This window comes from Pantoea sp. GD03673 (genome assembly GCF_029844725.1).
In the GTDB taxonomy this organism is placed as follows: domain Bacteria; phylum Pseudomonadota; class Gammaproteobacteria; order Enterobacterales; family Enterobacteriaceae; genus Pantoea.
Window position 1 is genome coordinate 330,369 of the sequence record NZ_JAOCKJ010000001.1, and the last position, 25,197, is coordinate 355,565.

Below are 25,197 nucleotides of genomic sequence, written 5' to 3' on the forward strand. Positions count from 1 at the left end.
GCGCAGTCTGACATCAGTTTAAGTAAAAAAAACGGCGCTTATGATAGCCCATCGTTAACCTTAAGCGGTCAGATTTTTATTTGATAGTGAGAATTATTCAGCTTTGAGCGGTTAAGTTCCTGAATTACGGTACGTCCGGAATCAGCCGGATCAGCAGGCATTTACGACGAGTGCTTGTTTATCAGTCAGTTAACGGATAATGCACTCATCCTGGTCTGTTTGTTAAAATAAATTTGCAGCAAAGTTAACAAATTTCATTTTAAACAGTTGCCTCAGAGCGGTCATTCTCATTAAGTTGACGATATGGAAAAAAATATCCTTTTCAATCAGCGCATTCGCTTGCGCCATTTACATACCTTTGTTGCCGTAGCGCAACAAGGCACACTGGGCCGGGCAGCAGAGACGCTTAGCCTGAGTCAGCCTGCCCTGTCCAAGACCCTGAATGAGCTGGAGGAGCTGACGGGCGTTCGTCTGTTTGAGCGTGGCCGCCTGGGTGCGCAGCTCACCACGATGGGCGAACAGTTTCTGACCCATGCGGTGCGGGTGCTCGATGCGCTGAACCATGCCGGGCAGAGCTTCAATGAGCAACCAGGGGATGCGCCGGTGATTATCCGGCTTGGCGCACTGACCACCGCAGCGATGGGCATGCTGCCACGCATCCTTGATCGTTTTCATCAGCTGCAGCCCAACACCACCATTCAGGTGGCGACGCTGCATAATAATGTGTTACTGGCAGGCTTACGCGCTGGCGAGTTTGACATTGGTATCGGCCGGATGGCGGACAGCGACATGATGACCGGGCTGACCTATGAACTGCTGTTTCTGGAGTCCTTGAAGCTGGTTGTGAGGCCTGAGCATCCGCTTTTAAGTGACAACGTCACACTGTCCCGCGCGATGCAGTGGCCGGTGGTGATTTCTCCCGAAGGCACCGCGCCGCGCCGGATCGCCCAGCAGATGCTGGATGAACAGGGCTGCTCTCTGCCGCCCCACTGCATTGAAACATCCTCGACTTCACTGGCACGGCAGCTGGCGCTTCGCTACGACTACATCTGGTTTGTCCCTTCCGGGGCAATTAAAGAGGACCTCAGCCACAATGCCGTCTGTGCGCTGCCGATCAATTCGTCCGGACCGGGCGAACCGGTCGGCATTATTACCCGCAGCGGCGCAGAGCTGAGCCTGAGCGCCGAAGTGTTGATGTCCACCATCCGTAAGTTTCACAGTTAGCGGCTGCGTTTCGCATGCCGCTCACGGTTTTCAAGACGCGCTTTGTCGGTTTTACGCAATCCTACATAGAGCGCCCCGGCCCCGCCGTGGCGCGTCTGGGCCGTGCAAAAAGTCTGCACGTCATCAAACTGCTTCAACCAGCGCGCCAGATAGCTGCGCACAATATTGGCATGTGATTCGTCATCACGGCCTTTGCCATGAATGATTATCAGGTTTCGTAATCCCTGCTTGTGCGCCTGCATCATGAAATTAAACAGCGCCTGACGGCAGGTTTCGACCGGCTGCCGTAACAGGTTCAGACTGGCATCCAGCGGATATTCCCCTCTGCGCAGTTTATCCAGAATCCCCTGCTGAATGCCGTCGGCTTTATATTCCAGCGGTGCAGTAAGCGGAACGATCTCCAGATAACCCCGGGTCAGGAAATTCTCCTGCTCCGACTCCCCCGGTGGTTTGCGCGGCGCTTTGGTCGAGGGGGATTTTAGCCATAAGGTTGTGGTGGTGTCTTTTAACGGCGTGACATCGCCCATGGCATCCCGAAAGAGATCATTATCATCAAGGTTCATGGTTTTCTCACACCTGATTAAATTGATGGAACATGCAAAACAGGTCTCAGTCATTAGCGTAGCAAAAGCTGCCATGACCGGACTACCCCGCTTTTGCGAAGGGTGTTACTGAGAAATTGAGGCGTAACGGATCATTAAACCGGAAACTTTTCGTTACACGATTCTGTAGCGGCATTCTGAGAAGCCCGTCACATCAGCGTTTGTCGATGTGTGCTTCATCCATAATGATTGTGGGTGTTAAACTGCTCGGATGAGTTCCCTTCAGCCTGAAAAGTGGTAAAATTGACCCCAGTCAATAATCGTCGAGCATACCATTATGATCCCTGAAAAACGCAGCATTCGTCGTATTCAGTCGGGCGGTTGTGCCATTCACTGCCAGGATTGCAGCATCAGTCAGCTCTGCATCCCCTTCACGTTAAATGAACATGAGCTGGATCAGCTCGACAACATCATTGAGCGTAAAAAACCGATTCAGAAAGGGCAAACCCTTTTCAAAGCAGGAGACGAACTGAAGTCGCTGTATGCCATTCGCTCCGGCACCATTAAAAGCTACACCATCACTGAACAGGGTGATGAGCAGATCACCGGTTTCCACTTAGCGGGTGACTTAGTTGGCTTTGATGCCATTATGGGTTCAAACCATCCCAGCTTTGCGCAGGCGCTGGAAACAGCGATGGTCTGTGAAATCCCGTTTGAAACGCTGGATGACCTGTCGGGCAAAATGCCGGCCCTGCGTCAGCAGATGATGCGTCTGATGAGCGGTGAAATCAAAGGCGACCAGGATATGATCCTGCTGCTGTCGAAGAAAAATGCCGAAGAGCGTCTGGCGGCGTTTATCTGGAACCTGTCACGTCGTTTCGGCCAGCGCGGCTTTTCACAGCGCGAATTCCGCCTCACCATGACGCGTGGCGATATCGGTAATTACCTGGGCCTGACGGTTGAAACCATCAGCCGCCTGCTGGGCCGTTTTCAGAAGTCCGGTATGCTGGCGGTGAAAGGCAAATACATCACCATTGAAAACCACGCCCTGCTGGAAGAGTTAGCGGGTCAGAGCCACCAGGCCGCCTGATCCGTAGCCGGATCAATAAATCTTATTTTGTTGATCCGGCAGTAACTTTTTCACTTCTTCCGCTGTGCAACATAGGCTATCTTTATTCCAGTCGCTCTGGTTTAAGGAGAACGCCTCATGTCCCAGTACCAAAATATTCTGGTCGCCATTGATGCCCAGCAAGACGATCAGCCCGCGCTGCGACGGGCGGTCTATCTGAATCAACGTATTGGCGGAAGGATCAAAGCTTTCCTGCCTATCTATGACTTCTCATACGAGATGACCACCCTGCTTTCACCGGATGAGCGCGCATCGATGCGCCAGGGCGTCATCAGCCAGCGCACAGAATGGATCCGTGAGCAGGCCCGCGCTTATCTGGATGCCGGTGTCGAAATTGACATCAAAGTCATCTGGCACAACCGACCCTATGAAGCCATTATCCAGGAAGTGCTCGCCCATCAGCATGATCTGGTGCTCAAGATGGCGCATCAGCATGACCGACTGGAATCCGTGATTTTCACCCCGACCGACTGGCATCTGCTGCGTAAATGCCCCTGCCCGGTGTGGATGGTGAAGGATCAGCCGTGGCCGGAAGGCGGCAAAGCCATTGTCGCGGTCAATCTTGCCAGTGAAGAGCCGCATCACGATGGCCTGAATCAGAAGCTGATTCGGGAAACGGTGAAGCTGGCAGAAAAAGTGAACCAGACTGAAGTGCATCTGGTTGGCGCTTATCCGATTACCCCTATCAACATCGCTATTGAACTGCCCGACTTTGATCCCAGCGTCTACAACGATGCTATCCGGGGTCAGCATCTGGTGGCGATGAAAGCGCTGCGGCAGAAATTCTCGATTGGTGAAGAGTTCACCCATGTGGCTAAAGGTCTGCCGGAAGAGGTCATCCCCGATCTGGCGGCGCACCTGGGTGCTGGTGTGGTCGTGCTGGGCACCATTGGACGTACCGGCCTGTCGGCAGCCTTCCTGGGCAACACGGCGGAACAGGTTATTGATCATCTGCGCTGCGATCTGCTGGCGCTCAAGCCTGACGATTTCAAATCGCCAATTGATCTGGATGATGAAGAAGATGAGGATGAATAATCCTATCTGAGAAAGCGGGCGGCTGATTAGCCGCCCGTTTTTTTGTTACAGCGCTTTAAGAATGGCTTCTACGCTGGCTTTGGCATCGCCAAACAGCATCTGGCTATTTTCTTTAAAGAACAGCGGGTTCTGCACGCCAGCATACCCGGTGTTCATCGAGCGTTTAAACACGACAACGTTGTGCGCTTTCCAGACTTCCAGCACCGGCATGCCTGCAATCGGGCTGCGAGGATCTTCCTGCGCCGCCGGGTTGACGGTGTCGTTAGCGCCAATTACCAGCACCGTGTCGGTGTCACTGAAATCTTCGTTGATCTCATCCATCTCCAGCACCACATCATAAGGTACTTTGGCCTCGGCCAGCAGCACGTTCATGTGACCCGGCAGACGCCCCGCCACCGGATGAATGCCGAATCGCACGTTGATGCCGAGCGCACGTAAACGGGCGGTTATTTCCGCGACCGGGTACTGCGCCTGCGCCACTGCCATACCGTAGCCTGGCGTGATAATCACCGAGCTGGATGCCTTGAGCATCTCTGCGGTCTCCTCAGCAGTGATCTCACGATGCTCGCCCGTTTCCTGGCTTTCATTGCTGCTGCTGACTTCCGTACCAAACCCGCCCGCAATCACGCTGATGAACGAACGGTTCATCGCTTTGCACATGATGTAGGAAAGAATCGCACCGGATGACCCCACCAGCGCACCGGTCACAATCAGCAGATCGTTGCTTAGCATGAAACCGGCAGCGGCAGCGGCCCAGCCAGAGTAGGAGTTAAGCATGGACACCACAACCGGCATATCCGCGCCGCCAATAGAAGCAACCAGATGCCAGCCAAACGCCAGCGCGATCACCGTCATCAGCAGCAGTGCAAACACCTGCGCAGCGGTACTGCTGGTGTTAACAAACCATAGCAGCAGCAGGAATGAGACCACCAGCGCGAGCAGATTCAGCTTATGGCGGTGCGGTAACGCCAGTGGCCGTGAGGAGATTTTGCCGCACAGCTTACCAAAGGCCACCAGTGAGCCGGTGAAGGTCACGGCACCGATAAAGATCCCGATAAACACCTCGCTCAGATGGATATTCTCCAGCACGGCGGGCAGACCCGGCGCATGATCGATGTAGCTGTTGATGCCCACCAGCACCGCAGCAAGGCCAACGAAGCTGTGCAGAATCGCCACCAGCTCCGGCATTTCTGTCATTTCAACTTTCTTCGCCAGCCGAACGCCAATCGCGCCGCCAATTACCATCGCCAGCAGGATCCAGACGACATGACCACTGTCGGGGCCGAAGATGGTGGCAATCAGCGCAATCGCCATGCCGCTGATACCGAAAACATTCCCGCGCTTAGCCGTCTCGTGACGCGAGAGACCGGCAAGGCTACAGATAAAGAGAATTGCAGCCACAATATAGGCTGCCGTGACTAATCCGCCAGACATGTATTACCCCTTACGAAACATTTTCAGCATGCGCTGGGTGACGGTAAAGCCACCAAAGATATTGATGCTGGCAATCAGCACGGCAATAAAGGAGATAAAGGTGACCCAGCCACCGTGGCCCATCTGCAACACTGCACCGATGACGATGATGCCGGAGATAGCATTGGTCACCGACATCAGCGGTGTATGCAGTGCGTGGCTGACGTTCCAGACCACGTAGTAACCCACCACACAGGCGAGCGCAAACACGGTAAAGTGAGAGAGGAACCCTGAAGGCGCTACGTTGGCCAGGCAGCCAAACAGCACAATAGCCAGGGCGATCAGCAGATAGTTGCGCCACGGTGAGACGGGCTTTGCTTCACTCTTCTCTGCGGGTTTCGCGGTTGCCGGTTTAGCCTGTGGCGCAGCGGAGACCTGAATCGGCGGTGCCGGCCAGGTGATTTCACCCTCACGCACGACCGTCACGCCCCGCACCACCACATCGTCGAAGTCGACCTGGATTTCGCCATTTTTCTCTTTACACAGCAGTTTGATCAGGTTGACCAGATTAGTGCCGTAAAGCTGGGAGGATTGTGTCGCCAGACGGCTGGGCAGATCGGTGTAACCGATGATTTTCACGCCGTTAGAGGTTACGGTAACCTGATCAGCCACGGTCAGGGCACAGTTGCCCCCGGTCTGGGCCGCCAGATCAACAATCACGCTGCCCGGCTTCATGCTGGCAATCATCTCTTCGGTGATCAGTTTGGGGGCCGGTTTGCCGGGAATCAGCGCCGTGGTAACAATGATGTCGACTTCCCTGGCCTGACTGGCAAACAGCGCCATCTCTGCTTTGATGAACGCCTCGGACATGACTTTGGCATAGCCATCGCCACTGCCCGCTTCCTCTTCAAAGTCGAGCTCAAGGAATTCGGCGCCCATACTCTGCACCTGCTCTTTGACTTCAGGGCGGGTATCAAAGGCCCGGACGATCGCGCCCAGACTGCCCGCAGCACCAATCGCGGCCAGCCCGGCCACACCGGCGCCAATCACCATGACTTTGGCGGGTGGCACTTTACCGGCGGCCGTAATCTGACCAGTAAAGAAGCGACCAAATTCGTGCGCGGCTTCGACGATAGCGCGATAACCGGCAATGTTCGCCATGGAACTCAGGGCATCCAGCGACTGCGCACGCGAAATACGCGGCACTGAGTCCATCGCCATCACCGTGACCTGACGCGCCGCCAGCGTCTCCAGCAGTGCAGGATTCTGTGCAGGCCAGATAAAGCTGACCAGCGTGCTGCCCGCACGGGTCAGTGCAATCTCATCCTCATCCGGTGCATTCACCTTCAGCACAATATCGGCCTGCCAGACCTGATCCCTGTCGCTGAGTGTGGCACCCGCAGCGCTGTAACTTTCATCATCGAAGCTGGCGCGTTTACCGGCGTCATGCTCAAGTGTGACGCTAAAACCCAGCTTAATGAGTTGTTCAACGGTCTTTGGCGTGGCGGCCACGCGAGACTCGTTTGGCAACCTTTCCTTGGGGATTCCAATTAACATAGTGTTTCCTTTCATCGGTTAAGGATGATGGCCCGCATCTGCACTGCGACAGCGCAACTGAAACCGCTTTTCAGCTGCTTATAGTCGGAATGCATGTATTTCAAAGTGTTTATAACCTACTGAAAATGTGACGAGCGATCCAGAGCGTCCGCGCACAGTAATGATATTCACCTGATTATTCAGGATTCCGGTATAAAACCGGCCTTATCCCACTGCCAAACAGTCTCGCGGGCAGATATTCTGCCGGAAAAAAATGTCACCCGCCGAATTTATCAACAATAAAAACCTTTATTTAACAATGCATTAACTGTTTAAGCGTTAATAGTTACCGCTTTTAGTGGTAACCCTCGTTAAAACGGGCCATAACTGCGTTTGATGACAAACAAATGAAAAAATCATGGTTGAATAACGCGATCTGACACAAAAAATCGCTGCGACAGTCTGTTTATAACATGCAATAATCAGCGCCTAATCTGTTATACATCAAGAGTCCAGCACGTTTTCGTACTCATTTTTGCGTAAGGCGAAGGATTATTTTTATGAAGCTGAAGAACACTATTCTGGCGTCCACTCTGTTGTCCCTGCTGGCAGCCAATGCATTCGCTGCGCAGGAGTTAACGCCAGAAAAAGCGGCCGCGCTGAAGCCATTCGAACGTATTAATATCACCGGCCGTTTCAACGCAATTGGCGACGCAGCCGATGCGGTCTCTAAGCGTGCAGATCAGATGGGCGCTGCCTCTTATTACATCCAGGCGATCAACGACAGCAACGGCAACAGCGGAAACTGGCGCGTCACCGCTGACCTTTATAAAGCGGATGCCCCGGCTGCCACGCAGTCCACGACATACCGTCGTTTCAACGGCGTGAATGAACTGCCAAAAGCAGAAGCCTACAAGCTCGAACCGTTCGATACCGTGTCGGTCAGCGGCTTCTTCGCCAGCCAGCCGGATGTGAATGACGCAATTTCGAAAGCCGCCAGACAGAAAGGCGCGGCCTCCTTCTTTATCGTTCGCCAGATCGATGCCAACAGCGGCGGCAATCAGTATGTCACTGCCTATGTCTACAAAGCGGATGCCAAAGAACGTAAGGTCCAGACCCCAAATGCCATTCCAGCCGATTCAGAAGCGGGTAAAGCCGCGCTGGCAACCGGTGGCGCTGCGGCAGCTAACGTTGAAATTCCTGGCGTCGCGTCGTCTGAAACCCCCAGCAATAAAGTGGGCCGTTTCTTCGAAACTCAAAGCTCTACCGGTAAGCGCTACACGGTGAATCTGCCAAACGGTAAATCCGTGCAGGAAGTGAACGCCGTCACTGCCGCACAGATGCAGCCGTTTGATACGGTTACCTTCACCGGTCACTTCGGTACGCCAACCGCCATCTCTGAAGAAGTGGCGAAGCGTGCGGCAGACAAAGGTGCGAAGTTCTATCACGTTACCCGCCAGTGGCAGAACCAGAGTGGCGGTAACCTGACCGTCACGGCTGACCTGTTTAAGTAATCCCCTCAGGGCGGCACCTGCCGCCCTGCTGTTTGCATAATTCCTGCGCTGTTATGCATAGTCACGCATTGCCATCCCCTGCCACTCTCCGTAAAATCCTCCGCCTGTTTTACCGGATATTGTCCCTGTCATTTGCCGCTGCGCTGCGATAACCCAGTGATGAAATCCGATTTACCCAGCCATATATGCTAGCGGGAAGGTTGTTTTGGAGAAAAAATTAGGTCTCGGTGCGCTGACGGCGCTGGTACTCAGCTCAATGCTGGGCGCAGGGGTGTTCAGTTTGCCGCAAAACATGGCCGCAGTAGCCGGTCCGGCGGCGCTGCTGCTGGGGTGGCTGATTACCGGTGTCGGCATCATTTTTCTGTCGCTGGCGATGTTGCTGTTGACCCGCTTTAAACCCGAACTGGACGGCGGCATCTTTACCTACGCGCGCGCCGGATTTGGCGAACTGATGGGCTTCTGTTCAGCCTGGGGCTACTGGCTGTGCGCCGTTATCGCCAATGTCTCCTATCTGGTCATTGTCTTCTCCGCCCTGAGCTTCTTCACCGATACGCCCGATCGGATAATTTTCGGGGATGGCAACACCTGGCAGGCGATGCTGGGTGCGTCTGTGCTGTTGTGGCTGGTTCACTGGCTGGTGCTGCGCGGCGTGCAGACCGCGGCCAGCATCAATCTGATGGCAACGATGGGCAAGCTGGTGCCGCTGCTGCTGTTTATTGTGCTGGCGGTGATGGCGTTCAACTATGATCGCTTTCGCTTCGATTTTTCCGGCGTCACGCTGGGAAAACCACTCTGGGAGCAAATCAAACAAACGATGCTGATTACCCTGTGGGTCTTTATCGGGGTTGAAGGTGCCGTGGTGGTCTCTGCGCGCGCACGCCAGAAAAAAGATGTGGGCCGTGCAACCCTGTTCGCCGTGCTGGCTGCGCTACTGGTTTATCTGCTGGTAACGCTGCTGTCGCTGGGCGTAGTGCCCCGCGCTGAGCTGGCAGAGATGCGTAACCCGTCAATGGCCGGATTGATGACCCGCCTGATGGGCAACTGGGGCGATGCCGTTATTGCGGCAGGCCTGATTATCTCTGTGTGCGGTGCCTACCTGAGCTGGACGATCATGGCTGCGGAAGTGCCGCTGATTGCCGCGCAACAGGGCGCCTTTCCACGCAGTATCGCCCGGCAAAACCGCCATAACGCCCCGGCTGCCTCGCTGTGGCTGACCAACGGCAGCATTCAGTTATGCCTGATCCTGATTGCCCTGACCGGGGCTGACTACAACAACCTGCTGACCATCGCCTCTGAAATGATCCTGGTGCCCTATCTGCTGGTGGGGTTATACCTGATTAAAGTCGTGCGCGGACAGCGTAAGCCGCTGGCGATGGCGACTGGCCTCGGTGCCAGTCTGTATGGCATCTGGTTATTGTACGCCTCGGGCCCCTTACACCTGATGATGTCAGTGGTGCTCTACACGCCGGGCCTGCTGCTGTTTCTGTTTGCACGACGCGGCGGCCGCGCAGATGTTGCGCTGACTTCGCTGGAGCGGATTGCGATGGGATTGCTGATTGCCGCCACGCTGCCCGCGGTGTGGCAGCTGACAGCGTAGCGCTTTTTCCGGCCTGATTCAGGCAGTGCGAAACAGCCTGGCGTACACCTGATACGTAAGGATCGTGAGCACTGCCCGGGTTCAGTCTGCCGAATAAAAAACCCGATGGGGAGTGGCGCTTAGTGTGACTGTACCGGAAGGGAGACACACAGCAGGTCATCCTGCTGTGCGAGATTCAGCGGCTTCGCATATTCATAGTGGATGGCGTCCAGCTGCTCCAGCGAAAGCGGATAAGGGAGCTGGATATCGAAGCGACTAATCTGCTGCTGTTCTGCGAGCGTAATCAGGCGAGCGATGTTAATTTCGTCGCTGACCTGGGTCGAAATGATTTGTAATGCTAATTCTTTTAACGGGTCGTCACTGCCCTGTAAGCGGTGTGCCGATTTACGTGTCACCATGCCAAATATCGGCATCACACCATAAATAGCATCGACGAAGCTCCAGCGCTTTTTGCAGGAAGCGGAAAGAAAGTCACTGTAATTGAAGCAGATGCGGTCGGGGTATATGGCTGATGCCAGCTCTTTATCAGACACACTAACGCTCCTCATGGTAATCATCAATATCCCAAACCTGGCGCAAAAAGGCCGCGCTAATGATTGCACATTTTGCCGGTTATATACCAGCAAGCCACGGATATTTCGTGCGGTAACGTAGAGCTCAGGACCAGGAAAAGATATGCTTTCACCCATCCCTGTTTCTGCCTTGTGAACTATGAACAAAATTGTTTATGTAGAAGATGAACCCGAAGTGGGTTCACTGATTGCGGCCTATCTGGGCCGTCACGATATTGAGGTGATTGTTGAAACACGTGGCGACCGTGCTGAAGCGGTAATCGCTGAACAGCAGCCCGACCTGGTGATGCTGGATATCATGTTGCCGGGCAAAGATGGCATGACCATCTGTCGCGACCTGCGGGCCAACTGGCAGGGACCGATTGTGCTGCTCACCTCACTGGACAGCGATATGAACCATATTCTGGCCCTGGAGATGGGGGCACAGGATTACATCCTGAAAACCACACCACCGGCCGTACTGCTGGCCCGCCTGCGTCTGCATCTGCGTCAGTCCCAGCATGGGCAGCCGGAAGATACGCCCACCGCACCGGCTGCAAACCGTATGCTGCGTTTTGGCTCGCTGACCATTGATGCCCTGAATCGCCAGGTGACGCTGTTTGATGAGCAGATCGCCCTCTCCACCGCAGATTTCGATCTGCTGTGGGTCCTCGCCAGTCATGCGGGTCAGACGCTTAACCGGGATGCGCTGCTGAAAACCTTGCGTGGCGTCAGTTACGACGGGCTGGATCGCAGCATTGACGTCGCCATCTCACGTCTGCGCAAAAAGCTCCACGACAGCGCCACCGAGCCCTTCCGCATTAAAACTATCCGTAACAAAGGCTATCTGTTTGCGCCCCAGGCCTGGGACACCCGCGACCTATGAGAAAGCTCTTTATTCAGTTCTATCTGCTGCTGTTTGTCTGCTTTCTGGTAATGGCGCTGCTGGTGGGGCTGGTCTACAAGTTCACCGCTGAGCGTGCGGGCAGACAGTCAATGAATGACCTGATGGCCAGCTCGCTCTACCTGATCCGCAGTGAACTGCGAGAGATCCCGCCGCGCGACTGGAACAAAACCATTAAGAGCCTCGATCTTGGCCTGTCGTTCGACCTGCACATTGAGCCGATGAACAAATATCAGCTTGATGAAGCCAACATGCGCCGGTTACGCGCCGGGGAGATCGTGGCGCTGGACGATCAATACACCTTTCTGCAGCATATTCCGCGCAGCCACTATGTCTTGTCGGTAGGGCCGATTCCGTATCTCTTCTATCTGCATCAGATGCGACTGCTGGATATTGCGCTGCTGGTGTTTATTGGCATGTCGCTGGCGCTGCCGGTATTTATCTGGCTCCGCCCTCACTGGCAGGAGATGCAGCGACTGGAAAAAGCGGCGCAGCGTTTTGGCCGGGGCGAGCTGGATGTGCGCACCCATTTTGACAGCACCTCCAGCCTGTTCCGGCTTGGCATCGCCTTTAACCAGATGGCCGAGAACATCAATACGCTGGTCGTCAGCAAGAAACAGCTGATTGACGGCATTGCGCATGAGCTGCGTACACCGCTGGTGCGCCTGCGATACCGGCTGGAGATGAGTGACAACCTCACCGATGGCGAACGGGTAGCGCTGAATCGTGATATCGGTCAGCTTGAAAGCCTGATTGAGGAACTGCTGACCTATGCGCGCCTTGACCGCCCGCGCGTTGATCTCAACCTGAAATCGCTGGATCTTGCCAGCTGGCTTCGCGAGCGGCTTGACGATTTCCGCACCATTAATCCCGACGTGCGGCTTGATCTTGACCTGCCGCAGCGTGAAAACATCGGCGTTTCTGACACCCGGCTGATGGAGCGGGTGCTGGATAACCTGGTGAATAACGCGCTGCGTTATGCGCAGCAGCGCCTCCGCGTCAGTCTGTGGTTCGACGGTCCGGTTGGGTGTCTGCAGGTGGAGGATGACGGTCCTGGCATTCCACCCGAGGAACGTGAACGGGTTTTTGAACCCTTTGTCCGGCTTGACCCCAGCCGCGATCGCGCCACAGGGGGCTGTGGACTCGGCCTGGCGATTGTTCACTCCATTGCGCAGGCACTGAGCGGCAATGTGACCATTGAGTCCAGTCCGCTGGGCGGTGCCAGCGTTCGCTTTTGCTGGCCGGTTGATCTAACCTTGCGGGAAATTCCGCTGCGTTAAAAACCACAAGGAGTCTTACGTGACCTCAGCGTATCAGCAACTTACCAAAACCTTCCAGCGCCTTTCCCGTTTCAGCCACGTGACGGCAATCGCGGGCTGTGACATGCAAACCACTATGCCACCTGGCGGCAGCCAGGCGCGGGGTGAAGCGCTGGCCGAGATGAGCGTGTTGCAGCACCAGATCCTGACCGCCCCGCAGGTGGGTGAGTGGCTCAAGGCTGCTGAACAGCAGTCACTGAACGATGTCGAGCGGGCCAATCTCAACGAGATGCAGCGTGCTTACCAGCAGGCCACCCTGCTGCCTGATGATTTTGTTGAAGCCAAATCCATCGCCGGTTCGGTATGTGAACATGCGTGGCGCAGCCAGCGTCCCGCTAACGACTGGCAGGGCTTTGCCGCCAACCTCAAAGAGGTGGTGCGCCTTAGCCGCGAAGAGGCTCAGCGTCGCGCCGATGCCAGTGGCTGTTCCCGTTATGATGCCCTGCTGGATCTGTATGAGCCGGGTATGACCCGCGCCCGCCTGGATGAAACCTTTGGCGAACTGAAAACCTGGCTGCCCGATCTCCTGCAGCAGGTCGTGGAGAAACAGGCACATCAACCGGTCATCACGCCGCAGGGGCCGTTTGCCCTGACTGCACAGCGACAGCTCGGCCTGAACATCATGGAGACCCTGGGCTTCGACTTTAATCATGGCCGGCTGGACATCAGTGCGCATCCCTTCTGCGGCGGCGTGCCGGAAGATGTGCGCATCACAACCCGCTACAACGAGAATGAGTTTCTCAGTGCCATGATGGGCGTTATTCACGAAACCGGTCATGCCCGCTATGAGCAAAACCTGCCGCAGCAGTGGCGCGGTCAGCCGGTGGCGCTGGCGCGTTCCACGGCTATCCACGAATCTCAAAGCCTGTTTATGGAGATGCAGCTTGGTCGCAGTCGCGAATTCCTGCAGCGTATTCTGCCGCAGGTCATCGCCGCCTTTGGAAATCAGCCCGCCCTGCAGGCGGACAATTTCGTGCGCCTGACGCAGCAGGTAAAACCCGGCCTGATCCGGGTTGATGCCGATGAGCTCAGCTACCCGGCACATGTCATTCTGCGCTACGAAATCGAGCAGGCGCTGATCGAAGGTGAAATTGAGGTTGAGGATATCCCCACGCTGTGGGATGAGAAAATGATGCAGTCGCTGGGTCTGGATACACGTGGTAATTACCGCGATGGCTGTATGCAGGATATCCACTGGACCGATGGCGCATTCGGCTACTTCCCGACCTATACGCTGGGCGCAATGTACGCCGCGCAGCTGTTCCGGTCAGTGCAGAAGGCCATTCCTCAGCTCAGCGAGCTGATTCAGCACGGTGAACTACAGCCGGTGTTTGACTGGCTGCAACAGAATATCTGGCAGCACGGCAGCCGTTTCTCTACTGATTCGTTGCTGATCAACGCGACCGGCGAAGCGCTGAATCCGGCGTTCTTCCGCCAGCATCTTGAACAACGCTACCTGAATAGCTAGCCGTCCGGGCGGTCTGCTGACCGCCCTTTCCCGCCTTTGTACAATCGGTTACACGCCGATACCAAACACCCACGGACACCGTTTATTGATTTCCCTATAGTCTCTTCACCGGCCCCGCAGTGGGCTACACATGAAAAAAGAGTCCGAGGGATTTGCAATGAAAAAATTATTTGCACTGGTTGTCGCCGCTGCTATGGGTATGTCTTCTGTTGCTTTCGCTGCTGATACCACAGCTGCTCCAGCTGCTGCCCCAGCCGCAACAACCACAACGACTACTGCTGCAGCACCGGCTAAAACCGTTCACAAAACTGCGCACAAGAAACACCATAAAGCGGCTCAGAAAGCCCAGGCTGCTAAGAAACACCACAAAAAAGCGGTGAAAAAAGATGCAGCGCAGAAAGCGCAGGCTGCTAAAAAAGTTCACCACAAGAAAGCGGTAAAACCTGCTGCACAGAAAGCACAGGCCGCTAAAAAAGTTCACCACAAAAAAGCGACCCAGCCAGCTGCACAGAAAGCCCAGGCTGCTAAAAAAGTTCACCACAAAAAAGCGACTCAGCCAGCTGCACAGAAAGCCCAGGCTGCTAAAAAAGTTCACCACAAAAAAGCGGTAAAACCTGCTCAGAAAGCCCAGGCCGCTAAAAAAGTTCACCACAAAAAAGTTGTGAAACCAGCTGCTAAAAACTAAGGTCGCCTTCAGCGCACGGCCACGAGATATTGACTAAAAACACCCGGTTCTGCCGGGTGTTTCTTTACTGGAGTGGATGAAATGGTGCGTCGCTATCGCTTCGAAATTATTCTGCTTGTTATGATCCTGTGTGGCATTGTTGCAGCCAGCTTTTTTATTTAGCCGCTGTAGCGTACTGATTAACCAATAAAACTCCCTTTTTTAACGCTCACCGACTATAGTTACCGTACTTACGTAATAACAATAACGTTCATTTTCTCGCCATTGAGATTTCTATGCGCCTGGCTACCCTGTTAATGGTTGGACTCTTCAGCTTTGCCACCACGGTTCATGCCGATGATGACGATGACTCGCCCACTCCTGCTGAAATTAAGATGCTGTTCTTCGGCAAGGATCATCGCCAGGCAATCACCGATATTACCGCTGCCCCCTGGGATGCCATTGGTCAGCTGGAAACCGAAAGCGGCAACCTCTGTACTGCCACGCTCATCTCTCCGCATCTGGCGCTGACGGCGGGACACTGCCTGCTCTCCCCGCCGGGTAATTTCGATAAGCCGGTGGCGCTGCGATTTATGGCCAGTGATAAAGGCTGGCGTTACGAGCTTCATGATATTGATGCGCGGGTTGAACCCTCGCTGGCATCAAAATTAAAAGCGGATGGGGAAGGCTGGATCGTGCCGAGCAGTGCAGCACCCTTTGACTACGGCCTCGTGATTTTACGCAATCCGCCTTCAGCGATAACGCCAATTCCGTTGTTTGACGGATCACGCAGCGATCTCACTGCCGCGCTGAAGCTGACCGGTCGCAAGGTGACGCAGGCGGGCTATCCGGCTGATCATCTGGATACGCTCTACTCGCACAGCGATTGCCTGATTACCGGCTGGGCGCAGCGCGCCGTGCTGTCGCATCAGTGTGACACCCTGCCGGGTGACAGTGGCTCACCGCTGCTGCTCAAAAGCGATAAAGGCTGGCAGTTAATCGCGGTACAAAGCTCAGCACCGGCAGCGAAAGATCGCTATCTGGCTGACAACCGCGCCATTTCAGTGACCTCGTTTAAAGATAAGCTGGAATCTCTCGCGCAGTAACCCGTCCTTTCAGACCTGACTACCGTGTGCGCGCCTGTTACGGCGCGCACACGGTGCGTTTAACCCGCTATCTGTTCCATCGTCTGCAAAATACGCTTATCTGAGATGGGATATGGCGTACCCAGCTGCTGAGCAAAATAGCTGATGCGCAGCTCCTCAATCATCCAGCGGATGCTCTGCACCTCTTCGTCATCCTGACGCTGCGGTGGCAATTTGTTGCGCCACGCCTGATAAGCCTGTTCCACTGCCTGCACTTTTAGCATACGTGCGCGATCGCTGTGTGGATCGGCAGGCAGTTTTTCGAGCCGACGCTCAATGCCATGCAGGTAACGCAGCGTATCAGCCAGTCGCTGCCAGCCGTTACCGGTGACAAAACCGCGATAGACTAGGCCACTTAACTGCGCTTTGATGTCAGACAACGCCAGCGCCATCGTCATGTCGACTCGTCCCTTCAGCCGCTTATTGATGTTGAAAACGGCCGTGAGGATCTGCTCAACCTGCTTCGCGATGGTAACCACGGTCTCATTGAGTTCGCCACGTACCTTGTCACGCAACTGCTCAAACGAGGTCTGATCCCAGGCCGGACCGCCCGCTTCTCCCATCAGTTTATCGATGCCACAGGCAATACAGTCGTCGATCAGCTCCATTACTTTGCCATAAGGGTTAAAATAGAGGCCCAGCTTGGCCTTGTTCGGCAGCTTCTCGTGCAGATATTTAACCGGTGACGGCACATTCAGCAGCAGCAGACGACGCTGACCGCGCCACATCATTTTCTGCTGCTCCTGCTCGCTGTCAAACAGGCGAATGGCAACGCTCTCTTTCTCGTCGACCAGCGCAGGCCAGGCTTTGACCTTGTAGCTGCCGCGTTTCTGTTCGTAGCTTCGCGGCAATTCGCCAAAGCTCCAGATATGAAGACCCCGCTGCTCCAGCCCGTCATCCGCCACTTTCGACAGCGTTTCCTGCACTTTACCTTTCAGCTGCGCCTTGAGCGCGGTGAGGTCTTTGCCTTCCAGCAGTGTGCGGTTGTGCTCATCCAGCACACGGAAGGTCATTTTGAGATGATCGGGCACCTGTTCCCACTGCCAGTTCTCCCGCTCCAGCGTGACGCCGGTCATGCGGCGAAACTCACGCGACAGGGCATCAGGCAGCGGCATCTCCATCGCATTAACCCGTCCCAGGAACGCCTCGGCGTAATTGGGTGCGGGCACCAGGTTGCGGCGCAGCGGCTTGGGCAGTGACTTGATCAGTGCGATGATCAGCTCACGACGTACGCCAGGGATTTGCCATTCAAAGCCGCTGTCTTCAATCTGATTCAGCAGCGGCAGCGGAATATGCACCGTCACGCCATCGGCATCAGCACCCGGCTCGAACTGATAACTCAGCTTCAGTTTAAGGTTGCCCTGATGCCAGAAGTTCGGGTAATCAAGCTGGCTGACTTTATCCGCGCCCTCTTTAATCAGCATCTGCTTGTCGAAGTTCAGCAACTCCGCGTTTTCACGGCTGGCCTGTTTCCACCAGCTGTCAAAATGCTTCGCCGATACCACCTGTTTGCCAATGCGCTGGTCATAAAACGCGAACAGCGTTTCGTCATCCACCAGAATGTCGCGACGACGGGATTTATGTTCCAGATCCTCGACTTCACTGCGCAGCTTCTGATTAGCGCGGAAAAAAGCGTGACGGGTCTGCCAGTCGCCCTCCACCAGCGCGTGACGGATAAACAGCTCACGGCTCAGCGTCGGATCGATGCTGCCATAATTCACCTTGCGCGCGGCGACAATCGGCAGGCCATAGAGCGTCACCTTTTCGGCGGCCATCACCGCACCCTGTGATTTCTCCCAGTGCGGTTCACTGTAGCTGCGCTTGATCAGATGCTGCGCCAGTGGCTCGATCCACTCCGGCTCAATCCGCCCCGCCGTGCGCCCCCACAGGCGGCTGGTCTCCACCAGTTCTGCCACCATGGTCCACTTCGGCGGTTTTTTAAACAGCCCGGAGCCGGGGAAGATGGCGAAGCGGGTATTGCGTGCGCCGGTATACTCCTGTTTATCGGTATCTTTCTGACCGATATGCGACAGCAGACCGCTGAGCAGCGCGCAGTGAACGGGCTGCAGCTCAGCCGGTTCGCTGTTAACCGGGATCCCCAGTTCACGTACCACCTGCCGCAGCTGGGTGTAAATATCCTGCCATTCCCGTACGCGCAGATAATTAAGGAAGTCACTTTTGCACTGGCGGCGGAAAAGGTTGCCGGACAGCGCTTTCTGCTGCTCTGCCAGGTAGTTCCAGAGATTCACATAGGCCAGGAAGTCGGAATCTTTGTCTGCAAAGCGCCGGTGCTTCTCATCGGACGCCTGCTTTTTCTCAGCCGGACGCTCGCGCGGATCCTGAATCGACAGGCCCGCAGTGATAATCATCACTTCGCGCACGCAGCCAAACTTCTGCGCTTCCAGCACCATCCGCGCCAGACGCGGATCGACCGGCAGCTGCGCCAGCTGACGCCCGGAGCCGGTGAGTTTGTAATGTCCGGTCTCTTCATTCAGCGTCAGCGCGCCCAGCTCTTCCAGCAGGCGGACACCATCCTGAATGTTGCGTTTATCGGGTGCTTCCACAAACGGGAAGGCAGCGATATCGCCAAGTCCCAGCGAGGTCATCTGCAGGATCACCGACGCCAGGTTGGTGCGCAGGATTTCAGGATCGGTAAAAGCCGGACGACTCAGGAAGTCATCTTCTGCATAAAGACGAATACAGATACCGTCTGAGACACGCCCGCAACGTCCTTTACGCTGGTTGGCGGAGGCCTGGGAAATCGGCTCAATCGGCAGACGCTGCACTTTGGTCCGGAAGCTGTAGCGACTGATACGCGCCGTGCCGGGATCGATCACATATTTAATCCCAGGTACCGTCAGCGAGGTCTCAGCGACGTTGGTCGCCAGCACAATGCGACGGCCACTGTGCGACTGAAACACCCGGTTCTGTTCAGCGTTTGAGAGTCGTGCATAGAGCGGCAGCACTTCGGTGTGCGGCAGGTCGCGTTTGTTCAGCGCGTCGGCGGTATCGCGTATCTCGCGCTCACCGCTCATGAAGATCAGGATATCGCCGCGACTTTCCCGGCCCAGTTCATCCACCGCATCAAAAATTGCCTGCAGCTGATCGCGGTCGCCATCATCTGCCTCTTCAACCACCGGACGGTAGCGCACCTCAACCGGATAGGTCCGGCCAGAGACCTCGATGACCGGCGCATTATTGAAATGACGAGAGAAGCGCTGCGGGTCGATGGTCGCGGAAGTAATAATCACCTTCAGATCGGGGCGACGCGGCAACAGTTCGCGCAGATAACCGAGCAGGAAGTCGATGTTCAGGCTGCGTTCGTGCGCTTCATCAATGATGATGGTGTCATATTGCATCAGCAGGCGATCCTGCTGAATCTCCGCCAGCAGGATCCCGTCGGTCATCAGTTTAATCTGCGTCAGATCGCTGACCTGGTCGTTGAACCGCACTTTATAGCCGACGCAGCCGCCCAGCGAGGTGCTGAGTTCATCGGCAATGCGATTCGCCACGGTGCGAGCAGCCAGACGGCGCGGTTGCGTATGACCAATTAAACCGGTGACACCGCGTCCCAGCGCCAGACAGATTTTTGGCAGCTGCGTGGTTTTACCCGAGCCGGTTTCACCGGCGACAATCACCACCTGATGGTCGCGAATTGCCTCTGCAATATCCTGCTGCTTCTGACTGACGGGCAGATTATCCGGGAAGGTAATCGCGGGCGTAGCCGCACGGCGCTGGACCACGCGCTGTTCGGCGGCGATGAATTCCTGCTCCAGCTCGCTGGCGATGCCCTGCTGTGCCTCGGGATTTTTAGCTTTTCGCGCCCCCTGTAAACGGCGCTGCAGCCGCTGACGATCGCGCAGCATTAAACCGTCAAGCCGTGACCAGAGCGAGGCCAGTGGGGATGTATCGGAAGATGACATAATAATGACGTACCTTACTCAGACGGTGTCGCTGCACAAAGCAGCGCCCTGAAAGCCGGGATAACCAGCTGATTCAATAAAAATAATTGCGCGCATCATAGCACATTCTGAACCGTTCCGGCGGCAGGCCCCGGTTACGCTTATTCAATAAATTCGAACATGGGTCTCGAAATATTGCGCTTTCACCGCGCCATCGATAACCGTAGAGTGTAAACCATTGAGCGGAAAGTCTTCCGCGTAACAGACAGGAAACCACCATGAGCAAAGTTTTAGTTCTGAAATCAAGCATCCTTGCAGGCTACTCACAATCCAGCCAGCTCGCTGACTTCTACGTTGAACAGGCAAAAGCACAGGGTAAAGAGGTTACCGTACGTGACCTGGCAGCTAACCCGATTCCGGTTCTGGATGGCGAGTTAGTGGGTGCAATGCGTCCTTCCGAAGCGCCACTGTCACCGCGTCAGCAGGAAGCACTGGACCTGTCTGATGAACTGATTGCAGAACTTCAGGCGCATGATGAAGTGGTGATTGCCGCGCCAATGTACAACTTTAACATTCCGACCCAGCTGAAAAACTATTTCGACCTGATTGCACGTGCTGGCGTAACGTTCCGCTACACCGAAGCAGGCCCGGAAGGTCTGGTGAAAGGCAAAACTGCTGTGGTGATCTCAAGCCGTGGCGGCATTCACAAAGATACCCCAACCGATCTGCTGACCCCTTACGTTAAGCTGTTCCTGGGCTTCATCGGCATCACTGACGTGGAGTTCGTGTTTGCTGAAGGCATCGCGTACGGTCCGGAGGTCGCCAGCAAAGCCACCGCTGAAGCGAAAGACGCGATTAAGCAGATCGTTACCGCCTGATTCAGCACCATCCTGAATTGACGCCGTAACTCAACCGGGCCACGCGCCCGGTTTTTGCCCGTTACTGGCTGGCCCCCGCCTCTTTTCTCAGCCACTGACCGTTAATACCGCGCACATACTCCCCCGCAGCCGCACGACTCACCAGCTTCTGTCCGGCAATGCTGGCAATGTCGGCCGTGGAAAGATTATTCTGCTCTGCCAGTTGCTGATACGCCTGTTTGCGTCCGGCATTAATACGCTGCACCAGCGCCAGCGTGTCACTGTCCTGTGAACGTGCCGCCAGATAGCCTGAAAGCGTTTCGCCTGCCTGGCCTGATTGCCGTGCCTGATCCAGCGTCAGGGCCCGGACAGGCTGCACCATCGCCAGGGCGAGTAACAGCGCCGCACTTATGCGTTTCATCGTGGCTCTCCTCAGAACAGACCGCTCTGATTTTTCAGTAACGCTTCCACATCCTTATCGACTTTGATGTGGATCTCATGCTCGATTCTTACATTCATGTTGATGGTAATGGGATCTTTGGGTGCCGTGACTTCAATGCGCGGCACGCAGCCGATGCTCAGCAGTCCGGCTGCCATTACCAGTAGCGCCTTCAGGCTCATGGTGAGGTGTCCTTGTTCGATGGCAAAGTCGCATGTTGCTCTAACCAGGATTGCAAATTATCGCCAAAGCGCAGGCTGCGCCAGAGCTGAAACAGGTTTTCCTGATGATGATAATTAAGATTGACCGTCTGCCGACGGTTACTGAACTGGCTGACGCCCTGCACCTGTGCTTCCATGGTAAGGTCGCCAAGGTTATCCAGATTAATCGTGGCCCAGCTGCGTGAGACTTCCATGTAGCGTAACCAGTCCAGGGCTGCGCCGGTCGCTACGTTGTTACGGGTAATGGCATCTGCCATATCTTTGTCCAGCCGGAAGGTCAGCGGACCGCTATTCGCAATCCACCCTTTCTCCACCAGCCAGCGGGGGTTATTGAGCCAGAGCGGCAGCTCGCCGTTAACCCTGCCCGACATCGCAAACTGTTTTGGTTTCAGCGCCGTGACCAGCTCACTAAGGCTGATTTGACGCAGCGATACGCGGGCGGGCTCATGCTGGGGCATACGCAGGGAGGGCAGCGTGATTTGTCCACCCAGCAGATCGAGGCTGACATCCTGCAGCGTCAGCGGTGCCTGTTCAGACCACGGCCAGTTCCCCTGCAGATCGGCGCGAATATTCTGCATCGCAAACTGGTTCTTCACCTCGGCAATCCGCAGTGAGACCGGGCCATGCTGACCAAACTGCCACTGCTGCTGGCGGAAGCGAAACGGCAGCGAGAAGTCGATGCCGTTCACCTGGCTGTCCGGGGTCCAGACGCTGCCCTGTCTGACCGTCCAGTGGCCTCCGGCCTGAAAGCCCTGATCAGCAGCGGCAGAAAACGCAACCTGTGCCTGCAAACTGCCGCCCTGGATCTGCATTTTCATATCGGGGCTAAGCAGCGGCTGAAATACCTTCAGTGACTGTGCAGGCCACCAGGCCTGACCGCGCAGTCGCTCACCGTCCCAGCGGCCATTTACCCGCAGCGGGCCAACCTTGCCCGCTTTTAACGCGCCCCGCCAGAGGAAATGGCCGGGATCCCGGCCTTTGGCTTCGAAGTCGAGCGCAGAATCAGCCAGACCGCCGCCGTAACTGAAACGGGTCGGCCCCGCCTGCAGTCTGAAATGGCCGTTAAAAGAAGGGACTGTCGCATCACGTTGCCAGTTGACCGGTTCAGTCAGCGTCAGGCGCGGTTTTGCCACGTTGACGCTGCCGTAAGCCAGCTGATTGAAACCGGCAGACAGGGTATCAAGATGGATCAGCGTGTCGTGCCAGCCGCCGGTGCCTTTAACATCCCAGCGTGCCTGCAGCGGCAGCATCTCGCCTCCGCCCCAGTAGCGCCAGTTCCATTCGCCCTTATCGGGCCAGAAATCTGTGGCGCGACCATCAAGATGCAGCCGGAAGCGGCCAAAACTGGCATCGTGCGCGTTGAGAATGGCCTGCAGGCGACCCGCGATACCCTGTGAGGAGAGCCGAACGCCCGCCAGCGGCCAGCGCGCTTCGTCTACTTCCAGCGTGGAGAGAAGCCGGCCACGCAGGCGGAGCAGCGATTTAGGTTGCAGCACCAGCTGAGGGTCGAGCAGCGAACCGCTGAGCACGCCCGGAATCGAGCCGTAAAGTTGCAGTTCGGCCAGCTTGCTTTCACCGGTCAGCTGAAACGGCAGGTTACTATGGGTCAGACTGAGGTTGCCGGGACCGATACCCAACACCACGTTGCCCTTGCCGCCACGTCCCTGGGTCAGCAGGTTAATCCGCCCGCTAATCTGGCTGCTTTCAAGGCCCGACTGCCAGTTATCCAGCGTCAGGTTAACAAACCCGGACAGCGGCTGAGCCGCCTGGGGCCAGAAGTATTCGCCCTTTTCAATCCGAATCTGCTCGCGGCTGACCTGCCAGGGCAGTCTGAGAAGCGGCCGTTTCTCCTCCGCCATCGCCACACGCAGTTCGCCCTGCTGCTCCTGCCAGTTAAGCGTCACTTGCAGCGGATGTGGCAGCGCGACCAGCGTCAGCTGTCCGGCCACCTCGCCATCGACCGGCAGATCGGTCGCAAAGGTGGGTAGCGCCAGATGACCGCTCAGCGTGACGGGTTCAGGCAATGCAGGATGGGTGAGTGTCAGGCGAGAGATCGCGAGCTGCTGACCGGTCAGCGTTGCCGCCAGCTGCAGGTTATCGCCGTGGTAATGAAGTTGCTGGCGATCTTTTTCCAGCGTCAGATCCAGCGCACCCGCATACGTCTGCCACGGCGCAACAACCAGTTTGCCCAGATGAACATCGGCGCCAGGCAGCATTGCCTGCCATTCAGCCAGCGTTTTGGGTGCAGCCGCGCTGTTACTGGCCGGGAGTTTTTGCAGGCAGTCGCTCTCCAGCGTCAGCTCCCTCGCATTCAGTTTCCAGCGCGACTGATGCCAGCCCAGTGACACCGCCTTTACGTTTGCCAGCGAGCAGTCGCCCGCGAGATAACGAATCTGCGGCAACCATAGCCCCCCCTCCCGCCAGCGCGGCGCACCTGACAGCTCAATGCGCGTCCCGTCAGGCAGCCAGATGCCGGCCAGCCGCGGCAGCCATTGCGTCACAGTCAAGATCAGGCCGAGCAGCAGCAGGATAACCGCCAGAATGGCCGCCAGCCGTCGCCGGAAAATCCGTGGCATAAAAGCCATAATCCTTTTCCTTACAATATCCTGACAGGGATGATGGCATGTAATCTGCCAGACGTGAAGGCCTGCACCAGGCGCAAATCAGCTGTTTCAGCAAAGTCGGCCAGAAAACGTTATCCTTGGTTAATCACTCTGCAGGAGCATAACGATGAAGATCGCGGTTTACAGCACCAAACATTACGATCAGAAATACCTTGAGCAGGTCAATCAGCAGTTCGGCTTTGAGCTGGTGTTTTTTGACTTCCTGCTCTCAGAAAGCACGGCCAAAACGGCGGTGGATTGCGATGCCGTCTGCATCTTTGTCAACGATGACGGCAGTCGTCCGGTACTCGAAGAGCTGGCCGGATTGGGTGTGAAATATATCGCGCTGCGCTGTGCGGGCTTCAATAATGTTGATCTGGAGGCTGCGAAGGCGCTGGGTCTGGAGGTCGTCAGGGTGCCCGCTTACTCACCGGAAGCGGTCGCTGAACACGCTATCGGCCTGATGATGACCCTGAACCGCCGTATTCATCGCGCATATCAGCGTACCCGTGACGCAAACTTTTCGCTCGACGGCCTGACAGGATTCAACATGCACAACAAAACCGCAGGCGTTATCGGCACCGGTAAAATCGGGATTGCGACGATGCGCATTCTGAAAGGTTTTGGTATGCGGCTGCTGGCGTTTGATCCCTATCCGAGCGCGCAGGCACTGGAGCTGGGCGCGGAATATGTCGACCTGAAGACGCTGTTTGCTGAATCCCACGTCATTACGCTGCACTGCCCGCTGACGCCGGAGAATCATCATCTGCTTAACGCCGACGCGTTTAAACAGATGCGCGATGGCGTTATGATCATCAACACCAGTCGCGGTGGCCTGATTGATTCACAAGCCGCGATTGACGCGCTTAAACAGCAGAAAATTGGCGCACTCGGCATGGATGTGTATGAGAATGAGCGCGACCTGTTCTTTGAAGATAAGTCGAATGATGTGATTCAGGACGATGTGTTCCGCCGTCTGTCGGCGTGCCATAACGTCTTATTCACCGGCCATCAGGCGTTTTTAACGGCCGAAGCACTGACCGCCATTTCTGAAACCACGCTGAGTAATCTTAGCCAGCTCGATCGCGGTGAAAACTGCCCGAACCGACTGTCAGCCTGACGAATGTCTGTGTG

20 protein-coding genes are annotated in these 25,197 nt (G+C 55.9%); 12 read left to right on the plus strand and 8 right to left on the minus strand.

What is annotated here, in order from left to right:
* The first annotated feature begins 303 nt into the window (after positions 1 to 303).
* Positions 304 to 1,224 carry a LysR substrate-binding domain-containing protein gene (locus N5J69_RS01575; RefSeq protein WP_279767650.1) on the plus strand — a complete coding sequence of 307 codons (921 nt, stop codon included), beginning with the start codon at positions 304 to 306 and terminating at the stop codon, positions 1,222 to 1,224.
* Here N5J69_RS01575 and smrA read toward each other — a convergent pair.
* Positions 1,221 to 1,787: a DNA endonuclease SmrA gene (gene smrA / locus N5J69_RS01580; RefSeq protein WP_279767651.1), complete on the minus strand. Its 567-nt coding sequence runs from the start codon at positions 1,785 to 1,787 to the stop codon at positions 1,221 to 1,223. The genes N5J69_RS01575 and smrA overlap by 4 nt on opposite strands.
* A 316-nt stretch (positions 1,788 to 2,103) precedes the next feature.
* Between smrA and N5J69_RS01585 the strand changes: the two genes are divergently transcribed.
* On the plus strand, positions 2,104 to 2,856 hold the full coding sequence (locus tag N5J69_RS01585; RefSeq protein ID WP_279767652.1) for an FNR family transcription factor: 753 nt from the start codon (positions 2,104 to 2,106) through the stop codon (positions 2,854 to 2,856).
* Positions 2,857 to 2,973: 117 nt separating this feature from the next.
* Positions 2,974 to 3,930 (plus strand): universal stress protein UspE, encoded by a 957-nt coding sequence (gene uspE / locus N5J69_RS01590; protein WP_279767653.1) that lies wholly within the window; start codon positions 2,974 to 2,976, stop codon positions 3,928 to 3,930.
* A 45-nt stretch (positions 3,931 to 3,975) separates the two neighbouring features.
* Here the strand turns inward: uspE and pntB are convergent, their stop codons facing one another.
* Together pntB and pntA are read right to left on the minus strand one after the other, a co-directional pair.
* Positions 3,976 to 5,364 carry a Re/Si-specific NAD(P)(+) transhydrogenase subunit beta gene (pntB, locus tag N5J69_RS01595; protein WP_279767654.1) on the minus strand — a complete coding sequence of 463 codons (1,389 nt, stop codon included), beginning with the start codon at positions 5,362 to 5,364 and terminating at the stop codon, positions 3,976 to 3,978.
* 3 nt (positions 5,365 to 5,367) lie between these two features.
* A complete protein-coding gene (pntA, locus tag N5J69_RS01600) occupies positions 5,368 to 6,900 on the minus strand; it encodes a Re/Si-specific NAD(P)(+) transhydrogenase subunit alpha (protein ID WP_279767655.1) in 1,533 nt (510 codons plus the stop codon).
* Positions 6,901 to 7,439: 539 nt separating this feature from the next.
* On the opposite strand from pntA, the gene ydgH reads away from it, so the two are divergent.
* Both ydgH and N5J69_RS01610 read left to right on the plus strand, forming a co-directional pair.
* Complete coding sequence (ydgH, locus tag N5J69_RS01605) at positions 7,440 to 8,393, plus strand: DUF1471 family protein YdgH (protein ID WP_279767656.1); 954 nt, start codon at positions 7,440 to 7,442, stop codon at positions 8,391 to 8,393.
* A 205-nt stretch (positions 8,394 to 8,598) separates the two neighbouring features.
* Positions 8,599 to 9,990, plus strand: coding sequence for a basic amino acid/polyamine antiporter (locus tag N5J69_RS01610; RefSeq protein ID WP_279767657.1), 1,392 nt, complete (start codon positions 8,599 to 8,601; stop codon positions 9,988 to 9,990).
* A gap of 119 nt (positions 9,991 to 10,109) precedes the next feature.
* Here N5J69_RS01610 and N5J69_RS01615 read toward each other — a convergent pair whose 3' ends face one another.
* A complete protein-coding gene (locus N5J69_RS01615) occupies positions 10,110 to 10,523 on the minus strand; it encodes a hypothetical protein (protein WP_279767658.1) in 414 nt (137 codons plus the stop codon).
* A 178-nt stretch (positions 10,524 to 10,701) separates the two neighbouring features.
* On the opposite strand from N5J69_RS01615, the gene rstA reads away from it, so the two are divergent.
* The 5 genes from rstA (at position 10,702) to N5J69_RS01640 (ending at position 16,002) form a co-directional block, all read left to right on the plus strand.
* A complete protein-coding gene (gene rstA, locus N5J69_RS01620; protein WP_279767659.1) occupies positions 10,702 to 11,427 on the plus strand; it encodes a two-component system response regulator RstA in 726 nt (241 codons plus the stop codon).
* Positions 11,424 to 12,725 (plus strand): two-component system sensor histidine kinase RstB, encoded by a 1,302-nt coding sequence (rstB, locus tag N5J69_RS01625; protein ID WP_279767660.1) that lies wholly within the window; start codon positions 11,424 to 11,426, stop codon positions 12,723 to 12,725. Before rstA ends, rstB begins: the two co-directional genes overlap by 4 nt.
* 19 nt (positions 12,726 to 12,744) lie before the next feature.
* A complete protein-coding gene (locus N5J69_RS01630; RefSeq protein WP_279767661.1) occupies positions 12,745 to 14,232 on the plus strand; it encodes a carboxypeptidase M32 in 1,488 nt (495 codons plus the stop codon).
* Between the two features lie 157 nt (positions 14,233 to 14,389).
* Positions 14,390 to 14,917 (plus strand): acid resistance repetitive basic protein Asr, encoded by a 528-nt coding sequence (gene asr, locus N5J69_RS01635; RefSeq protein ID WP_279767662.1) that lies wholly within the window; start codon positions 14,390 to 14,392, stop codon positions 14,915 to 14,917.
* Positions 14,918 to 15,192: 275 nt separating this feature from the next.
* Entirely contained in the window at positions 15,193 to 16,002 is an 810-nt protein-coding gene (locus tag N5J69_RS01640) for a serine protease (protein ID WP_279767663.1), read from the plus strand.
* Between the two features lie 59 nt (positions 16,003 to 16,061).
* Here the strand turns inward: N5J69_RS01640 and hrpA are convergent, their stop codons facing one another.
* Positions 16,062 to 19,964, minus strand: coding sequence for an ATP-dependent RNA helicase HrpA (hrpA, locus tag N5J69_RS01645; protein ID WP_279767664.1), 3,903 nt, complete (start codon positions 19,962 to 19,964; stop codon positions 16,062 to 16,064).
* A gap of 257 nt (positions 19,965 to 20,221) precedes the next feature.
* Here hrpA and azoR point away from each other — a divergent pair, with 257 nt between their 5' ends.
* Complete coding sequence (gene azoR / locus N5J69_RS01650; RefSeq protein ID WP_279767665.1) at positions 20,222 to 20,821, plus strand: FMN-dependent NADH-azoreductase; 600 nt, start codon at positions 20,222 to 20,224, stop codon at positions 20,819 to 20,821.
* Positions 20,822 to 20,882: 61 nt separating this feature from the next.
* Here azoR and N5J69_RS01655 read toward each other — a convergent pair whose 3' ends face one another.
* From N5J69_RS01655 to N5J69_RS01665, 3 genes are read right to left on the minus strand one after another with little or no spacing between them, the layout of a single operon-like run.
* Positions 20,883 to 21,221, minus strand: a complete 339-nt coding sequence (locus N5J69_RS01655; protein WP_279767666.1) for a YdbL family protein — start codon at positions 21,219 to 21,221, stop codon at positions 20,883 to 20,885.
* 11 nt (positions 21,222 to 21,232) lie between these two features.
* Complete coding sequence (locus N5J69_RS01660) at positions 21,233 to 21,421, minus strand: YnbE family lipoprotein (protein WP_128086880.1); 189 nt, start codon at positions 21,419 to 21,421, stop codon at positions 21,233 to 21,235.
* Positions 21,418 to 24,045, minus strand: coding sequence for a YdbH family protein (locus N5J69_RS01665; RefSeq protein ID WP_279767674.1), 2,628 nt, complete (start codon positions 24,043 to 24,045; stop codon positions 21,418 to 21,420). Before N5J69_RS01665 ends, N5J69_RS01660 begins: the two co-directional genes overlap by 4 nt.
* Positions 24,046 to 24,190: 145 nt before the next feature.
* Here N5J69_RS01665 and N5J69_RS01670 point away from each other — a divergent pair, with 145 nt between their 5' ends.
* The gene (locus tag N5J69_RS01670; RefSeq protein WP_279767677.1) at positions 24,191 to 25,183 is read left to right on the plus strand and encodes a 2-hydroxyacid dehydrogenase; all 993 of its coding nucleotides are present in this window, start codon (positions 24,191 to 24,193) and stop codon (positions 25,181 to 25,183) included.
* Positions 25,184 to 25,197 lie beyond the last annotated feature (14 nt).